Here is a 24140-nt window from a genome sequence, read left to right on the forward strand (position 1 = left end):
ATCAGGGTACCAAATGAGATGTTAAAATTTTATAGCATTTCAAAAGATAAAAGTTCATCGAATGATGGGCTTTTTTTATTGTCTTACAGGCAATTAAGGTGTTCGATGTTTTCTCATTGCCCTGGCCTTAGTTTTACTGTCTTTTACGACGCTAATTGATAACAATCTAAATATCAGATAGATACAGTGGTTCGACCCTCATCCTGGTAGAAATTCATAAGCCACTGATAATAAGACGATTAAAAAATTAATTGCTGACTGCCAAAGTCACTCATTTTGTGTTGCTACTTCTTTATAACACTTACTAATTGCTGTGAAATAAAATCCAGCAACTGCCTTTCATTCTCCACCGTAATATTTAACTCATGGTTCAAGATTTTCAGCAATCCCTTTTCATGAAGCTCGAGGCTACAAGCAGATAGTGCAGACGATATACTATTTGTTGTTCTCCATTTTCCCAAGTGAATCCATGTCTGAAAATATACCGCCCAAGTAATAATCTTTGAAGTGGGTTTAACAAACTATAAATATCGCCGATGGAACTCGAAGTTTTAAATAATTGCTCGACCACCATCAATTGCACCTCAATGTTACCTAATAGATCTTCAACTATCTCCTCTTGTTTCTTTTGATCGCTTCTATATCTTTTCGACCATTTATCGAATGTATTAAAGTCTAAACGTCTTTCAATAAAATGCTCTTCAAGGGAATCAATTCGTTCATTCAATTCCACAATCATCTGTTTCCTTGCATCTATTTGACTTCTCTCATCGTTTAGTGCCATGTCCACCTGGCAACGAGTTTCCTTATATAAATAAGCTATTTGTTGAGGAGTTAGTCTTAATGTGTTCAAAATTTGCCCAAATCGATCATGAACAACTACGCCAGGCACATTCAGTGATCGATGATACATACATTGGTAATACAAATAGTACTTTGTCCTACCTTTGCTCCAAGCAGCAGTCATATGCTTTCCACAATGGCATTTCAATAATCCTTTCAGGACAAACTCCCGATCGACCTTTAAATTAGATTGCCTGGTTGCGCAAAGCTTTTCTTGAACAATAATAAAATCCTGTTCGCCCACAATCGCCTCATGTATTCCCTTTACATATTTTAGAACACCGTCATCTCCTCTGAAAGGAATAAGACCTGCGTATATGCAATTACTCAAAACGCGTTTGATACAGCCATGCCCTACCAGACAAAAACCCATTTGTTGTGCACTATGTGTAAGTTCCAACAAGGAAATACCGGATAGATAATCTGAAAAGATCTTTCGAACTATCTTTGCTTCGTTTGCTTCAAGAATTAATATGCCCTTTCCTAAAATATCTCTCCCATTTCTATAGCCAAATGGAGCCTTATTAATAAAACGTCCTTCCAATCTTGCTCTTTTAATTCCCCTTCTTGTCCTAGCGCGGATATTTAAGAGCTCTGCGTTGGCCGTAGCGTACCTAAATGCGCGGCTAATAAATGCCGTTGGGTTTGTTGGATCGATGTCTATCGGTTCATCCACAGATACTACCTTAATGCCGTATAATTTCTCTAAAGTGCATATTTTTGAAAGTGCTTCAGATAAATCCCTACTAAATCGGTCATGATCCATAACAACCAAATATTGAACTTCACCCTTATTTTTCCTTATATAGCTTTCCAGGGCCTTAAAATCAATTCTATTAAATGTACTACTAAGCTGACCATTGTCTTTAAATAACGCAACAAGTTCGAGATTATACCTTAAACAATAATTTCTGATGGAAGTCTCTTGTGCATCGAGAGAATAACGTGATTGGTCTTTAAAGCTAAGACGCATGTATCCTATGGCTTTCATGATTACTTTATTTTGGTTATAAAAGACTACTCAAAATAATTAAACAGCTCAAACCTAATAACATTAATCAGTGTCGAGACATTGTGGCTTGCTCCGTAAAAAAAACACATGGGTTATTTTGGGTGGCTAAATCTCATATGGACGACAACGTTCCCTAGTCGAATTGTAACAAGGCGCGTCAACAATTTACACAAACAAATTTGTGACTTCCCTTAACTTTATTTCGAAGGACCTTTTCTGGAATAATTTGCCTATTATTACTTTACTAATTTAAGTAGATGTCAAATAGAAACGCAACTGCCAGTTGGAGCGGATATGCACATCAAGGCAAAATAGGTTTGTTGGTAGGCCTTCGTAAAGCAAATTCTGCAAATTTTCAAAATCTCGGCCAATATAGAATAGAGCTGGAAACGCAAGAAGATGTAAAACTTCTAGACGGCAATACCATAGTAGAGGTTCACCAGGTTAAAGCTTACACTTCTGGCAGAACCATAGGCAGCTATACTGACGCATTGGCCAATTTCGAGGCTTGCCTAGGTGAAAATTACCTACACACAATTCGTGAAGTTACTAATTGGTCAGATTTAACTGCAACACAGAATCCGCATAATGTTCTGCGGTACCCATATAGTACAACGCAAAACTTTTGCTCACTTTACGATATTGGAGACCTAATTGTCGACGAAATTATGGCTACGCTTTCATTTCTGGCACACCCTGAAGCGACTAACCGCGACTGGTGCCAAGGCAGCTTCCATGAATATCTAGCGTTTCTTGATGAACGGATAAGGATCGAACATGCCACAAAGAGCAAGGCAGATTACAATGTTAATTTCACTTTGGATGAAATATTGAACTTAATCTCGACACCTAAAACAAAACATCAAGCAAAAATAAATGCAGTTAGAAGAGAAATTTACAATGAATACCTAAATCTGCTCAATCTACTTGATGAAAATGGAATGGAGATGACTCAGGAACATGAAGCCTTCGTTTCAGACCTGATTCGCAGAATTTTCTTATTGGATGACATTAATCTGGAAAGCTTGCTATGTAAACTTTTCCCAGCGACTACTCACAATAAAACATTGGCCACCTGCGAACTAAGTCATAACTTCTTTTTACCTACAGATTTTTCCAACACTTTTTTACGTACTGTGATCCAAATACAGCGTGAGAAACTTATTTTAGAGGATGAAAATTTTCCGCATTACAAGACTAATTACAATTACCTTGCTACCGCGTTAGCAAAACCCGAGTTTTATAAAGGAGATGCCGCTCGAGGAATATTAAAAAACGACAAGCTCAATATCGAGCGATACGAGACAGACTTTATCATAAACGAACATATAACAGGGAAAATTCATGATATAGCCCGTAAGCAGATTGCCCGTACAGGATCATTCATGGATGAAAAAGAAATCGAATTTATTACCCGTGATAACGTAGTCAACTTATTAAATTAAATGGAAAATATTATCACACAGTTATTTATCAAGTTTGGATTTGTTACCTTAGAAACCGATTCACGAATCAAGTTTTTTACCAACTCGAACTCAGACCGTTCAGAATACTATTTGGTGCTTTTTATTAAAAAAGCAGACTTATCGACCATAGACGTGAATTTGACGGAAGTTCTCACTCTGTTTGAATCAAAAAAAGCCCTAGCAACTGACGTCGAAAAAAACACTTCATTGATAATTTGTGTTGAGTTTGAGAATTATGCAGAAGACTGCGTGAGGTACAAAAACCGTTTACTGCAATTAGAAGAAGATGAATTTTTCTATCGAAAGTACGTGATCCCCTATACTCCAAATGCTTTACTTGGTCTCAATAACCAAAATGATATTGTAACCTCTATTCACCAGATCATTTCCGATGAGGAAAGGTTTGATGCATTTAACACACAAATATTCGCTAATGAAATATATTTCTTGGCGATGCAACTATCCATAAAGCTGCCTTTCTTTAACCTAAATGTAGCCCGCAGTGACGACTTCATCTCAATTTCAGAGCTGCTTTCGCAAAAAATATCCCAAGGTGAACAACAATTCCTAAGTAGTATTCTAAAGGCTCCCCAACTTGAACAAAACCAAAGGGATCAGCTATTACAAAAGGTTCTCGACCCTAACGACACGACCTTCGATACATTCATCAATTCACTTATAGACGATGCTCCAACTTTATAAAATACACATACAGAACTTTAAGGGCGTCTACAATCCGGCAATTGTCCCATTACACAATGATCGGCTGACTATTTTGAGTGGCCCAAATGGGTTTGGCAAAACAACCATCTTCGATGCTATTGAGTTATGTCTTTGTGGAAAGCTAGAACGGACGATGACCAATAATGAGGTGACGATGAAAAACAGCAGCCATAGAAAACCTTTTTACCAGCACAAGGCCGGGGAGGATGTATTGCTTAAGGTCTGGCTGAAAGATGACAATCAAAATCACATCATAATCAAGCGGCTGGATAAACAAAGTAACGGTAAAATCGGGAATGCGAGAGCTTTTAGACCCGACGCCTGGGAAATACTCAACACATATTACAGTAACAACGAAAGTGATTTTGAGCAAATCCCGTTGTACTCGACTCTCAGACAGATTGACCAGCAATTTATTGACAGGCTTTTCTTCCAACAGGAAAGTCTAAGTATGAGTAAATTATATCCTCTTTTCAACTATCTTCAGCAGGAAGACAACATTTACTTTTTGAGGAAAGACGAAAATAAAAAGAAAAATGAATTGTCTTTTCTGTTTCAAACCCAAAAAGAGGACAACGATCTCTCAAATTTAATAGGTAAACTTGAAGTGGTAACTGCGGTACGCGACATTTTAAAGTCGCGTATAGAAGAACTGGGTGAAGTTGCATCACAATACGACCCAATTGGGTATGATCGGCTATTTGATAATATAGCTATTCAATTTGATGAAATCGAGCCTTTTCAAAACACACCTACTGATCAGTTAATTGGAGTAAATCGAGAACTACAACTAACTGTAAATCGGCTATTGTCGTTTGCTAGAACTTTTAGAGTTGAAGAATTTGAGAAACAGCGGTTAAAACTTCAACTACAGGCTGTGATTTCCAGTCAGCCAATACTGGAATCATTAATAGTCCAATCTCTAATTAGCCAAGAACGCCTCGCTGCTCTTCGCTCACAGGTTGACCTAAATGAGCGACTGAGTAAATATTTGGAGCGACTGAACGATTTCCATAGTGACGCAACACTAAATTTAGCCTTGGGGCTAACTGATGAATTCAATGCATCACTTCACGCGCAGCTTACATCACGACAGCAGATTGTACAGCAGATGAACAAAATGACCGTGATGCTCCGTGAACTAAACTCGGAACGCCAGGCAACAATTCAGCATTTTGAAAACATAAAGGGCCATGAAGTATTGCCCAATCATTGTCCGCTTTGTGATGCCGATTGGAAAAGCATAGAAAATCTACGTCTTGCTTTTGACCAAAAAACAACCCTACTTTCAAGTTTTAATCAAAGCCAACAGGAAATCCTCAACGGGATAGAAACTCTGCTAGAATCTGGATTTTTCAGTATTATACGTGCAGCAATCAACAATTTCTTGACTGCTCCAAGAAACTATATAGATCCAATCTTTTATACACGTGTATCTCAAAGAGCGGGCAATCTTGATGCAGTTCAACGATTTATGAATATCGCAGAAAGTCAAAGGATAGACTTTCAGTACTTACTTATTAACGAGCCTGTATCATCAGGAAAATTAGACGAAAACATCCTGCTACTAAAGTCTGTACTTGAAATTGCCAATAACGGTATAACAGTTGACGAGAGTAGCTTAATAGATTCGGAATTGTATAAACAATTTTATAGCCAGAATCCAGAACGGCTACTGATGCCCGAACGCATGGAAGCAAAATTGCGATACCTTGATCAGAAGTTCAATGAAACAAAGATTTTTTCGTTGAATATACTTAGAAGGCGACTTGAACGGGCCGAAAGCATAGTAACACAAGCTTCCACATTAAAGTCACAGTACGCGTCTGTGATCAAAGAATATAAAAAGCGAATGATCGAAAAGATCAAAATACCTTTTTATGTTTATTCAGGAAAAATTCTACAACACTACCAGCAAGGCTATGGAATCTTTATGGACGTGAAGGAATCGACAAGCCGGGTAAGGTTCCTTACTAATGAGGACAGCGACCACGACATCATTCATCAGCTTAGCTCGGGACAATTGGCAGTCGTGTCGCTCGCATTCTGCTTGGCATTAAACAAGGTTTATGAAACACCCAACCATTTTAAATTCCTCGCAATAGACGATCCTGTTCAAACCCTAGATGATCTAAATGTGCATTCATTTATTGAACTACTTAGACACGAATTCACTGATTACCACCTAATCATTTCTACTCACGAAGAACATATTGCTAATTACATGCTATATAAATTCAATAAATTCCACTTTAGCAGTGGCAAACTGAATGTGCAATCACTTTTCTACAATACTCAAATAGCACAGTAAATCGAATTTGAAGAGTTGCGGATTCAAAGCAATTAAATATCAAATAGAATAGGAAATAGAATAGGCTTGAAGAATGAAAATTAATATAATTATTGATTTCAATATTTATTGTATTAATCCTATTCTGCTTCAACCCCTAAAGAGTATAAAATCTCCAACAACTTAAGTATGGGTTCGAAGAATCCCTCGGGCTCGGTTGAAGTTGAAGCATGCCACGTTACAGCAACCATCGTATCCTGTAGCCTTAGTAGCGACTTTTATGGCCCGGTCAAATGGAAGGCGGAGCGGAAAACTTGGGATATCTGCTGTCCCGAAGGGGCGATAAGCTACAGATTGTTCATCGAGTCCCTGGCTCCTTCCAACCAGGCTGAATTCTCCGCCGCACTTGTTGGCCTGGCTAAGTTCCGAAAAGCACGCCGTTTAGGTGGTGGGAAGCTTTGAGATGAGTGATTATTAACTTAAATTATGTGAATGTCATTTAAAATAGTCAATATTATATCATCTGAGTTGGTTTATTTACCCATTCAATGCTCACATTAACAGCACAGGTAATGGTTAATGGGGAAAATGAGCAGAAAATGGGCATTGGAGGGACAGTCGGTCTCTCCATTTTCTTTTAATCGATTGTCCTTCACAAAGCCACGAAAATCCCGAAAATCGGGACGATAATTTTTTCACAGTTACGTTTATCCGCTTTGGCGACCACCTAAAATATCGCATCGGCAAAATATGGTACTGTAATCCGCCATGGTACTCGCATGGTGGCTTTTTGCCTAGTTTACTAAAACGAAAAACCATTTCTTCTATTGGGTAGTTTCGCATATGTGATCACACAATCAGCGTAAACTTCAATTTCTAATCCACACCCTTGAAAATGATTAACCAAACTGTCAATCAAATCCTCGAAACGCTCTTAACAGCACTTGACGCAATAGACATCACGCAGCAAGCCGAGCTACCTTCCATTATCCGGTGCGCAGAGTTAAGCCAGGCCGCCGTTAAAGACCTTCAATCTGCTTTAGATGGCTACACGTTCGCCGATCTATCGGAAGAAATCCATTTTTTCAAAAGCCAGCAGCCACAGTTGGAGGGGCGGTTGATTTATTACGTGCGGCTCAGCTCGATCATGCAGCTTGCTCCGGTTTCGGATATCGAAGAAAGGAGGTCTTTCTTTAAAAGTCACCTTGTATCGATCGAACAATTTTACCGGGAACATGCAGAATCGCATTTGTATTACAGAATGGAGTATACCCACCTGGATAAATATTATTTTTCCCGTGACGAGCATTTGGAAGAGCCTCGGTTCGATGGTGTAACTATCGTGATGGATAACCGCTACCACACTAGGAAAAGTAACTTATTCGCGCACTTCTTTGCCATGGAACTGCTGTCGATGTATCTAAATACAATTCTTGAAGATCTCAGCTGGGATCCGGCAAGGCGCCAGGAAGACAAATTAATTTGGACGGGTACCCAGGCGGAGGCCACCGAACTCTTGTATGCCCTCAACGAGGCAGGCGTCTTTAACCGCAAAAAGCAAGATATACGGAAAGTCGCCAGCCACTTCGAACGGAGTTTCGGCATAAAATTTTCTAATATTTATGCTACAAATGAAGACAACCGTATGCGTAAAAAGGACCAATGTGCTTTTCTCAATCACCTCATCAAAGTGGCGGTTGCCAAATATGACTATGATGATGAGCATGCGCTTTGATAACCTGAGGTGCTCCGGAATCTGTAGCGGCAATGACCAGTTCTACCAGGACTCCGGTCTTGCTGTCAGCTGATATATCCGTGATATGAATTGATGAGGCCGTGCCAGTTTGTCTGCTAAGGAGAACAAGGCGGTCACGCGTAATTTGAGTGGATAACGACTCCTTTTCGGGGTTTCCTTGCCGTGCCACTAGCCCAGGTCCGTTGTCCTCTATCCGGCACGAGATCGAGTGAGCCCCCCTGTCTATGCCAATTTTCACAAGGCCACCACCTCCAGATCTGCGTCGGACGCCATGGTTTATAGCATTTTCGACGAATGGCTGAATGATCATGGGCGGGATACTTACTTCATCCTCTTCGTAGCCGTCATACACCTGGATTTGGTAGATGAAGTCACCGTCAAGGTTGACCTGTTGGAGATACAAATAAGCTTCCAGTGCTTCGATTTCGTCCACAAGGCGCACGCTGGGTCTGCGTGTCGTTACTAAAACAAGCCGAAGCAACTTCGAAAACCGCCCAAGATAGGCGATTGCCTTTTCTGTTAGGCCGTTGTGAATCAAGGTAATTACTTGTGCTAAAACATTAAAGATAAAGTGTGGCTCCATCTGCAGGCGCAGGATCTTTTGCTCCTGTTGGGCTTGGGCCAGGGCCTTAGCCATTCGCTGGCGTCGAAGCAAGAGCAGGGTAATTATGGTGCCCAGCAAAAGGAAGCCGGCAAGTGCGACGACAGTTATGGCTCGACGTTGGGCGGTGGCTTCGGCAGCTCGACGGGAAATCGCGAGGTTTTCGATTTGCTGATTTTTCAATCTGATTTCGACTTGCTGGATCTTGACAGCGGCATTTGCACTGTCCCTTTGTTGATAGTAGCTGATAGCTTGACGTAAATAGTCAGCGGCCGCCTGATTTTTGCCTTCAGCAGACATCAGGTCGGCGCCCTGTTCGCTGTATTGTGCTGCGTCACCAAACATTTGCAACTTTTGGGCGAACAGCACTGCGGAGTCCAGGAAGGATTGCGCTTTCCGTTTATCGCCGTTTTGAAGCATAAGGGACGCCATGTTGCCATATGGGGTCGGTTCAAAAACGCCTATGGAGCGAAAATATGCAATGCCTTTTTCTTGCGCCTGGATGCCGGCACCTATATCCCCTCTACGTGAGAAGAAATCTGCAAGATTCGAATAATTTACACCCTTTCTAAATGGATCTAGCCCTGTGCTGTCTGTGATGATGTCCTTGAAAACCGCCAAGGCTGAATCAGACTTACCCGTCTGGTCAAGATATACCATAAGGTACGTTCTAAACGTTGAGCGGGCGATCGGAGCGCGAGCCATGGCCAGCCCTCGATCGATATACTGCCGTATGTTGGCCGTATCTCCCGCCTGCAGATACAGATTAACTAGTCGGTTGAGAACATCCATCATCTGGTTTGGCCGGTATTTGTCGGAGTATTCGTATAGCTGTGGCGCTAGTATCATTGCGCTATCAACTCTGCTTTCCATTAAATAAATCTGATATTGTGCTAGCAGCTCAAAGGCATGGGCTGAATCTATGGGTTTTCGGCTGCGGTTTATCTCAGCAGCGAGTGCGTTGTAATACCTGGCGCTGTCGGTCTTTCCTGCTGTTGCGTAAAGAAACGCCTTGTAAGATAGGAAAAAGGACTTTTTTACTGGTTCAACTCGTTCCATCAGCACAAATGCGCTGTCCAGCATCTTCACCGCCGAGGGAATATCAAAGTCTTCCCCTAGACCTGACATTCTCTGCAAAAGGCTCGTATAGACTGAGTCATCCTTCACGCCGGCATACCTGTCCCCAGTATATTGGCCGCAGGCTGCCAGCAGCACCGACAAAATGCAAAAGGATAAAGCTTTCATAGTATCGGCTATTTTGTATTTGTGAAGAGATAATTGAGTAGCCCATCTTTGCGCCTGGCAGCCACAGGTATCACTGCTCCATTGAATAGTACAAGTTCGTCGGGAGGTCGGAAGAAGTCAGCTTGCTGCAGATTAACCAGAAAAGAAGCATGAATACGGTAAAACATATCTGCCGGCATCAACTCTTCAAAGTCCTTAATAATTTTGGGTGTAAAAAAACTTCGGCTGTCCCTCATATAAAAGCGAGTACCATCGCCACTTTGCAAATAAGTGATTTCGCTGATGGGGAGTATTCTAACCACCCCCTCGCTTTTTATCGCCAAACGACCTATATCTCTTACATTTCGTAATTGTCGAGTGGCCACTTCCAGTTGTTCTTTTTGGGGAATAGCGTAATCAAATTTTGCAAGAGCGACTTGCAAGTCCGACCGCTCAATGGGCTTGAGCAAATAGTCCAAAGCGCCTACTTTTATGGCTTTTATAGCATAGTCCTTGTAGGCTGTGGCAAAGATTAGTCCAAAACTGATGGGCTGTAATGAATCCAGAATATCAAATGCATCGCCATCGCCAAGCTCTATGTCCATAATGACGAGATCCGGCGCTGCAGCTGGAATAATCAAGGTGGCTTCGGCAGTTGAATGGGCGATAGCAACACAGCAATAGCCTGGCTCATTATCAATGAGGTCGCGTAGGTGCACAGCGAGGGCGCGTTGATCTTCCACGATCACAACTCGTATAGGCTTTCGGTGCATGGGGACACTGTCTATAATAAAACGGAACAACAAGCATAGGCACGCAGTACTTTAGGGGATTCACCACGTTACAATAACTAAGAGCCGCTGTTAAAATGACTTCGGAATCGGGGAACACACACGGGCTTCCTACTTAGTACCAACTATCTTGCACAAACGTAAATTATCAATAAAAATCTAATATAATTGTCAAAAAAAAACGTGATGCGCGCTTGAGAAACCGATCTTGACTTACCCCTAAACATCTGATATTCAACCACACAAAAGCAAAAAATGGCTTACTATACGTTCAAATGGATAAAAGGCAATATGCGTAGCTATATTCCTTCGAATAAAAACGCTTAAGTTCCTCTTTGAAGTGGTCGAGAAGTTTTTTACTTGTCCTAAAGTACCTTTTATAGTAAACCGTGAAATGATGATCGATCCATGAAACCTTAAAGTGAGTATAGTCGAAGCTGTCTAGGTTCAAAAGCCAATCATAGTAAATACCACGCCTTACAATAGCTGATTTAACGGCATCACTGATGACACCCTGTTTCATAAATATAAAATTGAGGAACCGGTCAATCCGTGGATCAAAATCAGTACCATCTCCAAATTCCATTACTGGCGCAGGTAAAGACTGAATGTAGGCTCCTGTTCTTTTGACGTATTCATCCTCATACTCTTTCGGTAGATTATCAACGTACATTGATACATCGTAATAGAAGTCGGCGCTAAAAGATACTTTCAAGCGCCTTAAAACACATGTGTGTAAACGTTCCATAGTTTCTGGTTGGCCCTTTAAAATACAGATTAATCCCTCTATACCATCGTTCCATTCTGTGGCTGTAGACGCCTCGAGTGCGTTGAAAGCTTCTTCGATGATGTCTGTTGGGAAAAAACATTGAATGCCGAGTACTTTGTAGGTGGAACAAAGACTTTGCAGAAAACCTTCATCCCGCAAGCGCTGGTTCCTTATTCCTAGCTTATAAAATGCTAAGTGTAGATCTTCAGGCATGTTCAATGCGTTGTGGCCAACAAACTGCAATAAATCTTGTCTGAGAGTCGTCAATAGCCTGCTGTCATCCAATTGGTTCAAGAACCGCAAAATATCCTTGCTCATACTTTCTACTTCCATGGGATTGAGCTCCAGATAGCATGCTAACATAAGCATGTTCTCAAAATAAACATGCGTTTTTCTAATCAATTTAGTCGGCCAGGGCTGACTAGATGAGTTTTTGGAGGAAATCAGTTCATCGACTAGTCTTTGAAACCGGTTTGCGAAGCCCATTTTATAAAATCGTTGGTAAGGAAGTTTGTTGACTTCATAATGTTCCAGGACGCTTCGTATAGTTCGCCGGTTTCCCATTTCAATAACCATTTCCAGATCAACATCCGACAGATTCGCTATCCTCATGGTTGCGACGCCTTTCGTCGTGAATGACGCTATTAAGGCTTCAAAAAACGGTTCAAAAAGTGATCTAAAGGGCATGTAATCATCGTATACGATGCAGTTTTTGACGAAGAATTCCCTAGTATCCCTGACTGCTTCAACGAGGTACTGAATGGAGTTTGTGGAGGGGAATCCATCTCCACGATGATAACGCCGGAGTCTTCCTGCTTCACGCTCTACAACCAATGCCGCCACATCTAAGAATTGATCATTAAAAAGTTTCTGTGCGAGCGCCTGGTCATGATTGGGAAGCATCGGAATAGTCGTTTCTATGTCAAAGTTGGGCACAACCTTGAGCATATTGTCACGATCTTGCTCCGAATTGGAAAGGCTGACCACTCGGACAAGCGTAGTCAAATTGAGTTCGGCAATAAATTGAATTAGGTATTTTTTCTTCTTCATGGCCAAACGGCGGCAATGTACAAACAGTTCTAGTGATTTTTTGTAATGCCCGAGTTTGTAGGCAGAATACCCCAAATCCATCATCATCGCCAGATCATCGCTTTTAAAGTCGATTTGTGATAACATCACGGAAATGTCAAATCGACGCCACCTGCAATCATGACAAAGACAGCTATTGTTGTCCTGTCGAAGCTGCAATCTGATGTTATCTTCATCACCAAAACTGACAAAGAATGCTCCATTGTTGGCCAACTGCTTTAGCAACACATAAATCTTTGTCTGCGCATCCTGCACTCCATCCAAAGAAATAGCCGAGTTGTATCCCAGTGGACTTGGTACTAGTCCCTTCAATAAAGCATAAAGCTGCGGATTGTCTGTTCCGAGAGTAAATGGTTGGTTATAGCTAATCTCATGAGGACCCACGACAAAGGGATAATGTTTTGTCCAGTAAGCTTTTGGGAGATAATTCCACTGGTCAAAACGTGCTTCAAAGTATTGATGCAATTGATCGACTAGGTGAATATCTTCGTCAATGTTTATGAATTTTGCAACTTTCTTTGGTCGGCGTTTGAATTGATCTACCAATTTTAACCCCTTTTTTTGAAGAAACTCCACCGCATCCTTGGCTTCCTTAAAATAGTGAATGTTAATGTCGGGATACTCCTTTGCGATATTGGGGTGAATTTTCGATTTGTCGTCTTGTGACGCAAATTCTTCAGTATTGCCCGAAAGGAAAACGAACTCTGAGATATTTGCTTGCTTACAATACTCTAATGCAAGGAATATGATAAGCGCATCATTTTTGTTAGATTTTTCACGATTTCTGTGATAGAAAGGGCTTGCTTTAGATTTCTCAAGTTCAGTGATTCGTTCAAGGACATTACCAAAATTCCGTACCACAGGACTGGAATTCAATAAAGCATCGATAATTGTAATCTGGCTATCAACAAAATATTGATATGAATCTTCAGCAGCAGACTCTGCACCATCATTAAATTGCTCGGCGTCCTCTTTGCTACTTGCGTTCATTCCTGCATTGGTGTGACGTGCGCCCTTGGCTTTTCCTCTTGTTACTTCTCGGTGCTTGTTAAACCACTCTTCGAATAGTGGATCTGGTGTCAAATGCTCGATATCCTTTTGCTCCATCCAATATTTGAATTGGGCAAGATTGATATCCATTTTCGTCGGATTAACTAATCGCCTTAAGGTATTGGTGTCAATGGAAATATGAAACATACTATGAATGCCACGGTTTAGGTAAACACAACTGATAAAATGAGAATACAATATACAAAAATCGGTACACTAACTGTCTGGGGAGGTCTCGCATCCACTATGAATTTATGGAGCTTATATGTAACTCACCAGCAGAGCAAATCGCGGTATTCGTCCCTGTGGTCTTATGAGTGAGAGAACTGAGTACCCATTTGAATCGTCTCGGGCATTGTAACCGTAATAAATTGGCCGCTAGTTTTACGTAATGAAAAAGCCCTGCTGTTTTCCATTCAGCAGGGTCAAGGCATTTTTCAATCCGTTTCTCTTTGTTGCTGTTTGCTTAGTGTAGAGAGCAAAGACAAAGTTAAAACACGTCCAATATTGAACGCAGTTCGAATGTAGGCAATCGGTAGAGATTACGATCAAAGGAAACCGAGTATTTACGAAATATCCTCTTTTTCTTAATTTTTATCAATATCGACCGGGAACCAGGCCTTTTTAATAGAGATTAAATAGCAAAGCCCGTCCTATAGATCGGGATTATAAAAATACTCACCCGTAACATTATATGGAGTCGCGCCTGCCTGGCCGCACCGCTTTCCACAGGAGGCGGGTGTACAAACGAAAAAAACACTCACTACCTCCCAAGCAAAGGGGTTGCTAGTAAGCAGCCATCTCCGACAAATACGTTTGTCGAGAAACTTCGTTGAATCAATAATTAGAGTATGTAACGCATCGCCGCAAATGAATGGAGCAGTACAGATTGAATATGGGGAACTTACTAGCGGCTGTGGAGAATGGTCCTGAGTGGTTAACTACGCCGCATTGTCATTGCGGGAAAGAACATAATCATACTTTTCCCTAAAATATTCCTTACTTACTACAACCACTGGGGTTTTCAAATCGCACCTGCATTCCAGGTCCCAGGAATTAAGGATCCTGCGATTGTCTTCGTCATCATTCTGACCCCAAATACCTAGTTGTTCACCCCCGTAAACAACCTTCAACACGCAACAACCTGGCGTGACTTCGTACACCGCACCTTTTGAGGGTATATTCACGTAAAATTTTTTACTTTCTTCGAAATTCATTTTTTAAAATGTGGTATCCTTTTATGGCGGGACACCAATATATAAGACTACAAAAAAAATTATATATCAAAATTTATCATAGCTAATTATGCTGATATACACCTATTTATAGCATTTTTCACATCCTTCCGAGCCGAAACCTGCAATGCAGGAAAATACGAGCCATACCCAATCGAAAAACCATCGTCGTACGCCCGCTTCTTACTCGTTTTTTGTTGTTTTGATATGCTCTAATTCCCGGGAACGGTGGTTGCAAAAAAACAAGGGGCCCGCGCGATGCTCGGACCCCGGGGATGGCTCCCTTGCTTGGCCTATTACTCGGTCGGGATGCTCTCCAGCAGCGCCCGCCTCCACTTCGGCCCAAGAAGATGTATTGAGGTAACGACGTTTTAATAATCGCCAAAGAGCAAGAGCTGATTTGCATGAGGTTCCAAGGGATAATTGGCGGTGAGTACCTCGGTTTTGATCTTGGGGTTACCGCTCTTAGCATTTACCGACACCGTTTGCTCAATGCTTTGCTGGTTCCAATCGTATCGTTTGACAAAAGCAGACAATACCTGGGATGGATAGCTGCTCAACAGGAATTTGCCCCTGATCTCGGAAAGCGTCTTTAGCAGCGCAAAGAAATCCCGTTTCGAATAACCTTTATAATGGCCCATATCGCTATTATAGTAAGGCGGGTCGCAATAAAAGAAACTCTTTTCCGTATCGCGGCTTCGAATAATATAAAGTGCGTCCTTGCTCTCGAGCTGAACTTTTTCGAGCCTGGCGGCGTATAATCGGGTAAACTCGTCACGGCTGTTAAAGATCTTATTGGTAGTTACGTTGGCGGCAAGGTCAAAGCCCCAAGAACCATCCAGCCGGGCGGCAAATGATTGCGTGGCCAGGACCCAAATGGCCCAGGCCCGTTGCGCGGGACTGAACAGTTCCGGATTTAAATAAATCACCCATGCGTGAATGTGTTGCCTGCGATGATGCAGGGTCGCGTCTATTTGTGCCATGAGCCCATTATAATTTTGTTTAACTACCTGGTAGAAATTCATCAACTCGCCGTTCGCATCGTTGAGTACCTCTACTTCTGAAGGTCGTTTATACCAAAAGACGGCGGCGCCGCCGACAAATGGCTCACAATAGAGCTGATGTGGCGGAATAAGGCCATTGATGAGTGGAGCGAGTTTTTGTTTGCCACCATAGTACGTCAGAAGGCTTTTCATCACAATTCCAGTTTAAACGCGTGTGCGATTGGGTGGTGGGCTGATTTGAAGTTATGTACAATCAAGAGCCTTTCTTCGGAGGCCTGTTCCCCTTGGATACTTTGTCAGGATCAAGAATACGGGCACGTTGATCATTGATGTCCTGCGGCAACCTACTTTGGTATTTGCTACGAGCAGCTTTTAGGGCATTTTGAAGCGGAGCTGGCATGCCCCGCCACAGGTATTTTATGGGGTGCATATCAGGCTTTTCCTTGTCAAAGCCTTTTATGGCCGCCAGCTTCCGATCCCCGTAGCCGAGTGTGGCGTACAGCAACTCTGCTTTAACGCCAATGGACTGCAACGCCCTGCCTGTGAAATAATCGGACTGAATCCCAAAGTGGAAAAAATCTGCCGCCTGTCCGGCGTCATCAAAGCCCATCCTTGATTTGAAGAAAGTCTGGTCCCCGTTGGGCTGTTGAAGGTGCCAATTGAGGTCCACATGATATATTCTTCCCAGGGAATCGGGTACAGGGACCGTGGCAATTTCTGGTTGTGCATCCACCTTTGCTGTTAGGAAATTTATGGACACCAGTATGTCCAGATTTCGAAAGCTATTTGTTCGTTCCAGCTGGCCATCTATATAATGGGCGATTTGAAAAAGGTACCTGTCACCTTCGATGTGTGGCTTAACGATAGTCTCCGCTAGATGCCCTGGCACAATTGGCAAAAGCGCGGGGTTAAAGAGCCAGTCTGGATGGACCGCCAGCCAGAGCCCATCGCGGATATCGTTGGAACGCGGATGGGGCATAACCCCAAATATTGTTCTTCCCTCCTGATCAAGAACATATGCCTCGCCGGAGATATGCTCTCCGGGTTTCAAGTCTGAAGGATTGCCTACATAGGTAGGTAGCGGCCTGCGCAATAATTCTGCAAACGCTTCCTGGATGCTGTCAGTATGTAGGATTTCGTAGCGGTAGGATAGTTCGCTAGCATGCCGATTATTGGTAGCCTTAATGGCCAGGCGACCAACTTCTGTTGACTCACATCTAAAATTCTTTTGTGACAATGAACGGACACTGGCAAAACGTAGCTGTTCCTGTATCAATTCGCTCGCTCGGGTTGGTTGCAGTTCGATGGCCTCCCCGGCTCTCCACCGATCGAGTCGAAGGATCATCTGATTACCAATGCTTACTGACTCTCTTCTTACAATGTCCACTTCCACAAAATCATTTATTGCATCTCTTTTAAATGTGATGTAGCGGCCGCTACCATCTTCTATCCTGGCATCTGGCGAAGCGGGCTCTTCTACTGTAAACATGGTAGCAAGCATAACAGGAGGATCTGTCCAGCTCAGGATTCCGGCCTTCTCGAATAGGTAAGGTAAATTCTTGTCCAAGGCGGTGGATTGAATGAAGCTTTCTGATGGTTGCTTCATTAGATAGTCCAATGCCTCAATGGGTCGGTCAAAATAATGGAGAAACGAAACGGCTTGCGTGTTTATCCCCTCTCCGTCGATACTGGAAGCGCCAAGTTGGTGTCCGCTAAATAATACACAGCATCTGGAGCTATCTATTAAGTAATCAGGGGGAATGTAAGTGCCCAACGCTGTTCCAAGTATTGTATCCAAGTTCCCTGTAAACACCAAGCTCCCGTTTTCCATACCGCGGTTCAATATAGGGATTTGAAACCAGCCTTCATGACGTCGAATCTCTTTTTCGTCCTGAATTCCGAGTACTGATGCAAGTGCATATGCTTCATTTAAGTAAATATATACGGCTGGCCGACCGTTATTGGGTTCAGGTTCGATTACGATTTTTGCTGCAATACTTGCATTTCGCATATCCCAAACCAAGACTTCGCTAACATGGTATTCCATTTTTCGGGCATGCGCAGAAATAGGGTGGAGTTGGTATACTGGCATGCGAAACATCTCCAGCAGGCCTCTGGCAATTGACCAGCATGGTGTAAAACGCGGAGGAGGGGCTATTTGGCCTTCACCTCGAGGCGTTGGTGCAAAGTGTATATTCAGCATAAAATCATAAATGGGTTGCGGCATAGAATTGATTTTGGTATTGAGTCAGTTGGGAAGGTGTGTTGGGATTTAAGGACGTAGGCCAGGTCCTTTCTTTTCGTCATCCCCCCGAAATTCTCTTGCTGATCGTGATGCGGCCAAGATTGCGGCTTTGACTTCCGCCACAACATTGAGTGTTTTGAGGAATTGATCATATGCCGCCTCACAGGCAGGACTCATGGCAGCTTTATCGACCAGAAGTGCCGATACGGAGGGATTGCCAATATCGGAGAAGATGGTTAGCACTGGGGCCCGATCAATTTGTTGCAGTACGCTGATAGCGCTCAATTCAAAGTCAATGAGCGAGCGACGGTTTCGGAAAAGGGACCGATGGTCGTTGGCAGTTTTGAAGGCATCATTTGGATTGTCACAAGGAATGTGATGCACGAACAATTCAATGTTTTGTGTGCCGGGATGGGTCAGTTTCCATTCCAGTTCGACGTAGTATGCAGCAGCACGTAGTGTAGCCGATGGATCGTAGAGTGCCCTTTCTGGGAATTTTTCCAGCAGCGAGGAAATGTATTTCGACTCGAGCATAAGGGAAAACCGGCCAAAGCCCGGTGAGATGTATATGGAAGGACTAGTGAGGTCTGCAATTTTGGCGTATCGGAGGTCTCCGCCTTCTATCCAGGCGCCTCCTTGGTCTAGCGTCAATTGTTGAGGTGCCAGTGCCTGCAGAGACTTTTCTTGGAGTAAGACTGGTGAAACCCCCATGTAAATGCCTGGCTTGGCACCTGGCAACACTTGATTATGGGTTCCCATTTGGAACAGGATGTTCCCTTCATTGTCCAAAATCATAGCGCCTGTTATTTGATGCGGATCATCCAGTTTTTTGGCAGTATTGAGATCAAAGCTGGTATGATCTGCCGCCAAGAGTCGGAAAAGCAACGGCTGGAGGTCATCTGAAGAACCAATGTGCTGTTTCAGGGCTATTATTCCTTCGATACCGAGCTTGGAGCCGAGATGATCGAAGGAAAACGTTTGCATGGAGGTAAAGCGGGTAGGCGCCAGTAAATCGGCGTGAACAATGGGCAAATTGGCAACTATCGCTTTTGTTTCGTCCGTAGGTTCGAGATGATCGGAATCGACATTCCATTCATCCAGCCGAACTACAACATTGGGATTAGCCCCGTCGGGCCGTGTGACTTGTAAACCGATTTGTTCCACGACATCTGTCAGAGCACTTTCAAACACCAACAATCTGCCGGCATTTTTTTCGTCGGACAGCGTCCATTTTTCTCTTGGTGGCTTATGATTTACGGTAAAAGCAATTGGCGCCAGTTCATCCTGTTTGTGAATAGAGGCTTCGAACCAGTAGTGGTCAAATCCCAGATCCCTCGCCGTTTTTTCATCAAATCCGCCGCTAGGAAGCATTAGGAGCTTTGCCAGGGCTTCAGCTGGAGAGTTTACGAAGAACTGCCGCTCGATAGGCCGATTAATAAGACCGTCCTCTCCTACGATAACCTCCCGGAGATCGAAAGTTTTAAGCGACAAAAGGTGAGTTTCAGGAAACGGCCAGGCGTCTGGCTTTTGCATTTGTGCGAATGCATTTTGAACCAGGGTGCAAAAAGCCCGGGAAAACGCGAAATAGTCCGCATCGCCGAGACGGCCGGCAATTGTGATATAGTGGGACTGATCGTCTCTCATCGTATGCTCAAACGGGATTCCCAGATGTTTGACCAGTTCCGCTAATTCACCTCGAACTAGTAAGCCCGCGTTGCGGGCCATTTCACCGGTGCTGTGGGGCAGAACGATCAGGGAACCCTCGTGATCTCCGTTGGAGAGCCGGATGATTTCCATCCGGATCACAAAACGCTCGTATCCCTGGGCAGCTGCCGTCTCGGGATGGAGCTGATCTAGCGGGATAGCGCCGATTTCATTTATACATCTCCACAAGTCGGCACAGGGCTTGGCTTCTGTAAGCCAACTATCTTGATCCACTTGCGATTGAACGGAAGCGTAATGAAGATAGAATAGGTATTGCGGTTCAATTAGCATAAGGAATAAGGTTTGCGATTCTAAATTATTATCTGTCATTCAGGCTAAGGGTTAGGGACGTAACCCCGGCTGATCGCCGAGCTTATGTTGCGCTCTTGGCGGTGGCGGCGCTTTAAATCGTTGAGTTGCGGCGGCCAGGTGTTGCTCCCCGATCAGGATCTTGAAGGCAACCACCGCTTCGCTGTCCTGGCCATTCAGCGCATGAACCAATTGGTCAGGGTATTTGACATCGGGACGTTTTTGAAAAAGCAGCTGTTGGGTAGTTTCAGATCGCCACCAAAGGGATGCGGTGGCCAGTTTCAGGGGGATATCCTGATTGGAAAGCTCTTTGCCGAAAAACAGATCAGGGTTCAGTCGATCGATTTCTGCAATTCCTTTCAGTGGATCCTGAACCGGCATGGTGGATACGATTATTGGTAGGCCGCTAACAGGGAGGGGCGTTTCCAATTCCCAGCAAAATGAGATAAGATAAGGACTGTTTAGCTGCCCAATTCGAGAGTCTTTTTGGAGTTGGGGACGCTCCCGGAGCTCTTTGCAGACATAGCTGGCAGTAACCTGGTCGCTAAGGGCTTCAAAGGAAGGTATTGCTATCATCTTATCATTTTCGCAATGGCCCACCTGAATGTGTCGAAGGCCATCGCCCTTCCTTTCCCCAGCTGACAAAAGCGCCTTAAGCGGGTAATGTTGCAAATCGGGATGGTCGACCATATTATCCGAGATAGCCAGCATCAGCTGTAATTCGTTGTTTACGGTTTGTTCCGAATAGATTCGCAGGAAGGATTGTTTGTTCTGATCCAGAATTTCAATTTGCAGGATGCGTGCTTCATTGGCGCGGGTACGCTCCGGACCGAAATTTGCAGCTTGATAGACCAATGCTTCAAATAAAGCAAGCATGAGCTTATCGGTATGCAAGTGCTGCAGGTCGATTACCGAAGCCTGGGCAGACTGCTCCACTGCAGCAGGAAGGAGTACCTCACTTTGAACCACCACTTCGAAGGATTTGGAAGGGCTTGTCAAGCCGAACTCGCTGGCAAGGCGCTGGCGATGGCCGGCAAAATGTGCGCTGGGCACATATTGTTTGAGAGGGCCAACTATGACCTGGTCGATGGGCAGGCAGAGATCACCGTCGAGTGTTCTGGCGTATGGACCCTGTATGCCCAAGCTCGCTAATGCGTGCCCTACCCTTTCATTAAATGAGAGGTATTGCACTGGCAGTACGGTTCCTGCTGGAAGTATGGTGGTAGGCAGTGGGTATGGAGATAGCTTTGCCAACTGTAGGTCTTCGCGCACATTGTCAATAAGCGTCCCAATGGTGTAATGAAACCTACCATATCTGGTGGTGATTCCCTCTGGATCGAATGCGGCGGGTGGGGTTAGTATGAGCTGTAAGGTAGCTTCCTTAATAGACGGGAACAGATGGGTGATGGTTGCCATGTGCCCAATCGCCAGAGTCCTGGTCTGCTCTAGCTTGGAAACATCTACACCTTGGTATTGGGTTTGGAAGAAATAAGGTACCAGTGGCTCAGTCTCAGATATGCCATGTTGAAGGCACAGCCTAAAAAGGGCCTTGTAGAGCGGTGACTGCACTAAAAACTCTCCTGACAGATCCCATTTAACGAGATCTGCCACTGCTGGTTCGTCCAGGGAGGCACGATGCCCAAATGCCTCTTTATTCAAATGAAGTATTACGGGACTCACGCCGCGCTCGAGTACCAGGTGAACATCTTCAAATGGGCGTTTTTCGCCGTGTTGTTTATAAATAGTCGATACAACCGGCTTGCCCGTGAATAGGTCAAGTAATGTTGCATTGCGCACAAACGTCTTTTGATCACGGAGCAGTGCTGCATCAGGATGGAATTGATCGATCGAAATCGAAAAGAGCGGCAACAGCGCGCCCAGGGCAGTAGAGCCTGCGTTCAGGTAATAGGACGAAGTTGCTCCTTGCTGGCCCATCGCTGCGTCGGCATATTCTACCAGGAGCAGATATCGTTGTTTTGCTTGTTGCATATGTTGGAGGAAATGTAAATGGTGAAAATCAGTGCTTGTTTTGCTGTCCTTTTGCTTGTGGCGGCATGATCCGCCGTTCACGTTGAGTAATGGGGATGCCTTCTTTTTGAGCAGGAGGCTTAAACAAATGATCGATGATCAGTTGTTCCCGACTCGAAAGGTTTTCCTTGGTGCACCAGGTGGTAACCTCGCCTTGTGCACTATCAAATGACTTTTCAACAAGTTTTTCCCCTGTGGCGGCCCTGATAACCGCAGCGGATTTGATAAACACTGGCGCCACATCGTTGTCCTTACCACGGTTGCCATACAGTCGGTCCCTTATCTCGATCAACCCACACAGTGCCGGTTCCAATAGCGAGAAACCCCGTTGGAATTGGAAAAGGTTTGCTTGTTGCATAGGGTTTTCCAAGGGCTGCCAGCCCACAGATAGAATGAATGGATGTTCTGCTTTGATCAGCTGGTGAACCGGAAGCGTTAAGTGTGGACGGGCGTCCTGAAGCAAAAAGGCCTGGTGGAGCATCACCGAAATGTCCATACGCTTACAGAGCGCCGTGGGAACGAGATCTTGGCGTAGTCGGGTAGCAACGGGCAGCATTCGAAATCCTGGCTCATGATCTATAGGATACGAGTGGGTGGCAAGCAAGGGGGCCAGACCCAATGATGACATCGATGGATCTTCGAATAGCTTCTCTGCATAACACATGTACACCCCTTGCGGATGTGGTGAAGTATCTTCGCGTAACTGCAGCTGGAGTAACACTTCCCCTTTCTCTGAAAATATTCCTGAGTTTTTGATATAATGACCTTTAGCGTCCCCATCAACCAGGTTAAAATCGAAGGCCCCCAGATTACTGAAAGGAAGTTGCGAAAAGGCAGAAGGCAGGTCTTGCGTGTGGTAGAATATTTCGTTGGATGGCCCAAATTTGACAACGCGTTCTGTTGCCGTATCAAATACACATGGATCTGCATGGAGGAATGTCACGTATTGGCTGGTCGGAGCACTCGCCTGACTCTGGCCAGCCTGGTATTCGAGCATGTCTTCATATAGCCGTGTGGGCTTGAGCACAGGTGGGCGCGCGGTGTTCCAGTAGTCCAGTTTAATGATCGTCGTGTCTGGTATCGATAGGTGAATGTTTTCTGAAGGCACGCCAAGCGCTTCCAATGTCTGATTGGATTCTCCCTGGTAAAAAAGTATGCGTCCTGCGTCCTGGGCGGTCCAATCGTCACCCTCTTGCGGTAGCGGTATCAGATGTATGGCCGCAATCAATTTTTCGGAGGGCAATTGTAGAACGCTGGCGGATTCGAAAAAATAGTGATCTCCAGCTTTACGTGCAGCGGTCATGTCAAATGCCGTTCCGGAAAGTTTCGTTCCAGCCGATAGTGCTTCTACCTCGGTTGGATAATAGTGACTCAATACCGTGGAAGTTTGACCTTGGGCTTGCTCGTTATTGGTTATCCGCTCTCCAACCAAGGTGAGCAGCCATTCACTCGGATTGGCCACGCGTGGATGATCCAGGTACTTATTGAGAGTAAGACCGACCAGGTGGTCAAATTCGGGTGTCGGATACAGGAATTTTCCTTGTTCATCCAGTGCGAGCAAGGGTACCAGCAGCGGAGTACCTCCGCCCGCCTTTGTGACAAACTTGAAATCATGAAAGAAACGGTGTGGTACCTCAGCCGCGATTTCAAGAAATGCTAATGTGTTGCCATAGACAGGTCGGTCGCTATTAAACCGTGTGAGGGTGGCCAGACGTTCCCCGTTCAACATATCGATGATATGCGCCTCGGCGATAAAATGTTCTTGGCCGCGCCCTAAAGCGATTTGTCGGTCGAACGTGTCCATCGGCTGGGCAAGCAGGCGGGCCAGCGTCTCGTGAAAAGTAGGCCAAGACTGAAGCGTCGGAGCGTCGGCTGGGACCTCTGGCTGTTGGCAACTTTTTGTCTGCATATACAGCAGAAAGCGGTCATTTTGATTCATACGGGCATCTTACACGGTGATGCAGCCGAGCCCATTATCTAACCGGTAGAAGGTGACGGCTG

At 44.3% G+C, this 24140-nt stretch carries 13 protein-coding genes; 4 read left to right on the forward strand and 9 right to left on the reverse strand.

Annotated features, from left to right (window positions below; translation table 11 throughout):
* Positions 1-379 precede the first annotated feature (379 nt).
* Positions 380-1834, reverse strand: coding sequence for a recombinase family protein (locus EJ361_RS21040; RefSeq protein WP_126248001.1), 1455 nt, complete (start codon positions 1832-1834; stop codon positions 380-382).
* Positions 1835-2112: 278 nt separating this feature from the next.
* On the opposite strand from EJ361_RS21040, the gene EJ361_RS21045 reads away from it, so the two are divergent.
* The 4 genes from EJ361_RS21045 to EJ361_RS21060 all read left to right on the forward strand — a co-directional run bounded on the left by EJ361_RS21045 (position 2113) and on the right by EJ361_RS21060 (position 8069).
* Entirely contained in the window at positions 2113-3300 is a 1188-nt protein-coding gene (locus tag EJ361_RS21045; protein ID WP_126248003.1) for an ABC-three component system protein, read from the forward strand.
* The gene (locus EJ361_RS21050) at positions 3301-4023 is read left to right on the forward strand and encodes an ABC-three component system middle component 1 (RefSeq protein WP_126248005.1); all 723 of its coding nucleotides are present in this window, start codon (positions 3301-3303) and stop codon (positions 4021-4023) included.
* Complete coding sequence (locus tag EJ361_RS21055; protein ID WP_126248006.1) at positions 4007-6355, forward strand: ATP-binding protein; 2349 nt, start codon at positions 4007-4009, stop codon at positions 6353-6355. The genes EJ361_RS21050 and EJ361_RS21055 overlap by 17 nt, the downstream gene beginning before the upstream one ends.
* Before the next feature lie 874 nt (positions 6356-7229).
* The gene (locus tag EJ361_RS21060) at positions 7230-8069 is read left to right on the forward strand and encodes an RteC domain-containing protein (RefSeq protein WP_240646701.1); all 840 of its coding nucleotides are present in this window, start codon (positions 7230-7232) and stop codon (positions 8067-8069) included.
* Here the strand turns inward: EJ361_RS21060 and EJ361_RS21065 are convergent.
* The 8 genes from EJ361_RS21065 to EJ361_RS21100 form a co-directional block, all read right to left on the reverse strand.
* Positions 8020-9936 carry a tetratricopeptide repeat-containing sensor histidine kinase gene (locus tag EJ361_RS21065; protein WP_126248010.1) on the reverse strand — a complete coding sequence of 639 codons (1917 nt, stop codon included), beginning with the start codon at positions 9934-9936 and terminating at the stop codon, positions 8020-8022. The genes EJ361_RS21060 and EJ361_RS21065 overlap by 50 nt on opposite strands.
* 8 nt (positions 9937-9944) lie before the next feature.
* Positions 9945-10658, reverse strand: coding sequence for a LytR/AlgR family response regulator transcription factor (locus EJ361_RS21070; RefSeq protein WP_164714350.1), 714 nt, complete (start codon positions 10656-10658; stop codon positions 9945-9947).
* A gap of 319 nt (positions 10659-10977) precedes the next feature.
* Entirely contained in the window at positions 10978-13704 is a 2727-nt protein-coding gene (locus EJ361_RS21075; RefSeq protein WP_126248014.1) for a hypothetical protein, read from the reverse strand.
* Positions 13705-15220: 1516 nt separating this feature from the next.
* The gene (locus EJ361_RS21080) at positions 15221-16045 is read right to left on the reverse strand and encodes a DNA adenine methylase (RefSeq protein WP_126248016.1); all 825 of its coding nucleotides are present in this window, start codon (positions 16043-16045) and stop codon (positions 15221-15223) included.
* 61 nt (positions 16046-16106) lie between these two features.
* The gene (locus EJ361_RS21085; protein WP_126248018.1) at positions 16107-18080 is read right to left on the reverse strand and encodes a hypothetical protein; all 1974 of its coding nucleotides are present in this window, start codon (positions 18078-18080) and stop codon (positions 16107-16109) included.
* A 45-nt stretch (positions 18081-18125) separates the two neighbouring features.
* Positions 18126-20132, reverse strand: coding sequence for a hypothetical protein (locus tag EJ361_RS21090; protein WP_126248020.1), 2007 nt, complete (start codon positions 20130-20132; stop codon positions 18126-18128).
* A 12-nt stretch (positions 20133-20144) separates the two neighbouring features.
* Positions 20145-22100, reverse strand: a complete 1956-nt coding sequence (locus EJ361_RS21095) for a hypothetical protein (RefSeq protein ID WP_126248022.1) — start codon at positions 22098-22100, stop codon at positions 20145-20147.
* Between the two features lie 28 nt (positions 22101-22128).
* On the reverse strand, positions 22129-24078 hold the full coding sequence (locus EJ361_RS21100) for a hypothetical protein (RefSeq protein ID WP_126248024.1): 1950 nt from the start codon (positions 24076-24078) through the stop codon (positions 22129-22131).
* Between the last annotated feature and the right edge of the window lie 62 nt (positions 24079-24140).

The sequence above is a fragment of the Chitinophaga rhizosphaerae genome (assembly GCF_003958645.1).
Lineage (GTDB): Bacteria > Bacteroidota > Bacteroidia > Chitinophagales > Chitinophagaceae > Chitinophaga > Chitinophaga rhizosphaerae.

Bases quoted from the DNA above. Each gene is read 5' to 3' on its own strand.
- EJ361_RS21045 (WP_126248003.1), top strand. From the start codon at position 2,113: ATGTCAAATAGAAACGCAACTGCCAGTTGGAGCGGATATGCACATCAA.
- EJ361_RS21040 (WP_126248001.1), bottom strand. From the start codon at position 1,834: ATGAAAGCCATAGGATACATGCGTCTTAGCTTTAAAGACCAATCACGT.
- EJ361_RS21060 (WP_240646701.1), top strand. From the start codon at position 7,230: ATGATTAACCAAACTGTCAATCAAATCCTCGAAACGCTCTTAACAGCA.
- EJ361_RS21080 (WP_126248016.1), bottom strand. From the start codon at position 16,045: ATGAAAAGCCTTCTGACGTACTATGGTGGCAAACAAAAACTCGCTCCA.
- EJ361_RS21075 (WP_126248014.1), bottom strand. From the start codon at position 13,704: ATGGATATCAATCTTGCCCAATTCAAATATTGGATGGAGCAAAAGGAT.
- EJ361_RS21085 (WP_126248018.1), bottom strand. From the start codon at position 18,080: ATGCCGCAACCCATTTATGATTTTATGCTGAATATACACTTTGCACCA.
- EJ361_RS21065 (WP_126248010.1), bottom strand. From the start codon at position 9,936: ATGAAAGCTTTATCCTTTTGCATTTTGTCGGTGCTGCTGGCAGCCTGC.
- EJ361_RS21050 (WP_126248005.1), top strand. From the start codon at position 3,301: ATGGAAAATATTATCACACAGTTATTTATCAAGTTTGGATTTGTTACC.
- EJ361_RS21100 (WP_126248024.1), bottom strand. From the start codon at position 24,078: ATGAATCAAAATGACCGCTTTCTGCTGTATATGCAGACAAAAAGTTGC.
- EJ361_RS21055 (WP_126248006.1), top strand. From the start codon at position 4,007: ATGCTCCAACTTTATAAAATACACATACAGAACTTTAAGGGCGTCTAC.
- EJ361_RS21090 (WP_126248020.1), bottom strand. From the start codon at position 20,132: ATGACAGATAATAATTTAGAATCGCAAACCTTATTCCTTATGCTAATT.
- EJ361_RS21095 (WP_126248022.1), bottom strand. From the start codon at position 22,100: ATGCAACAAGCAAAACAACGATATCTGCTCCTGGTAGAATATGCCGAC.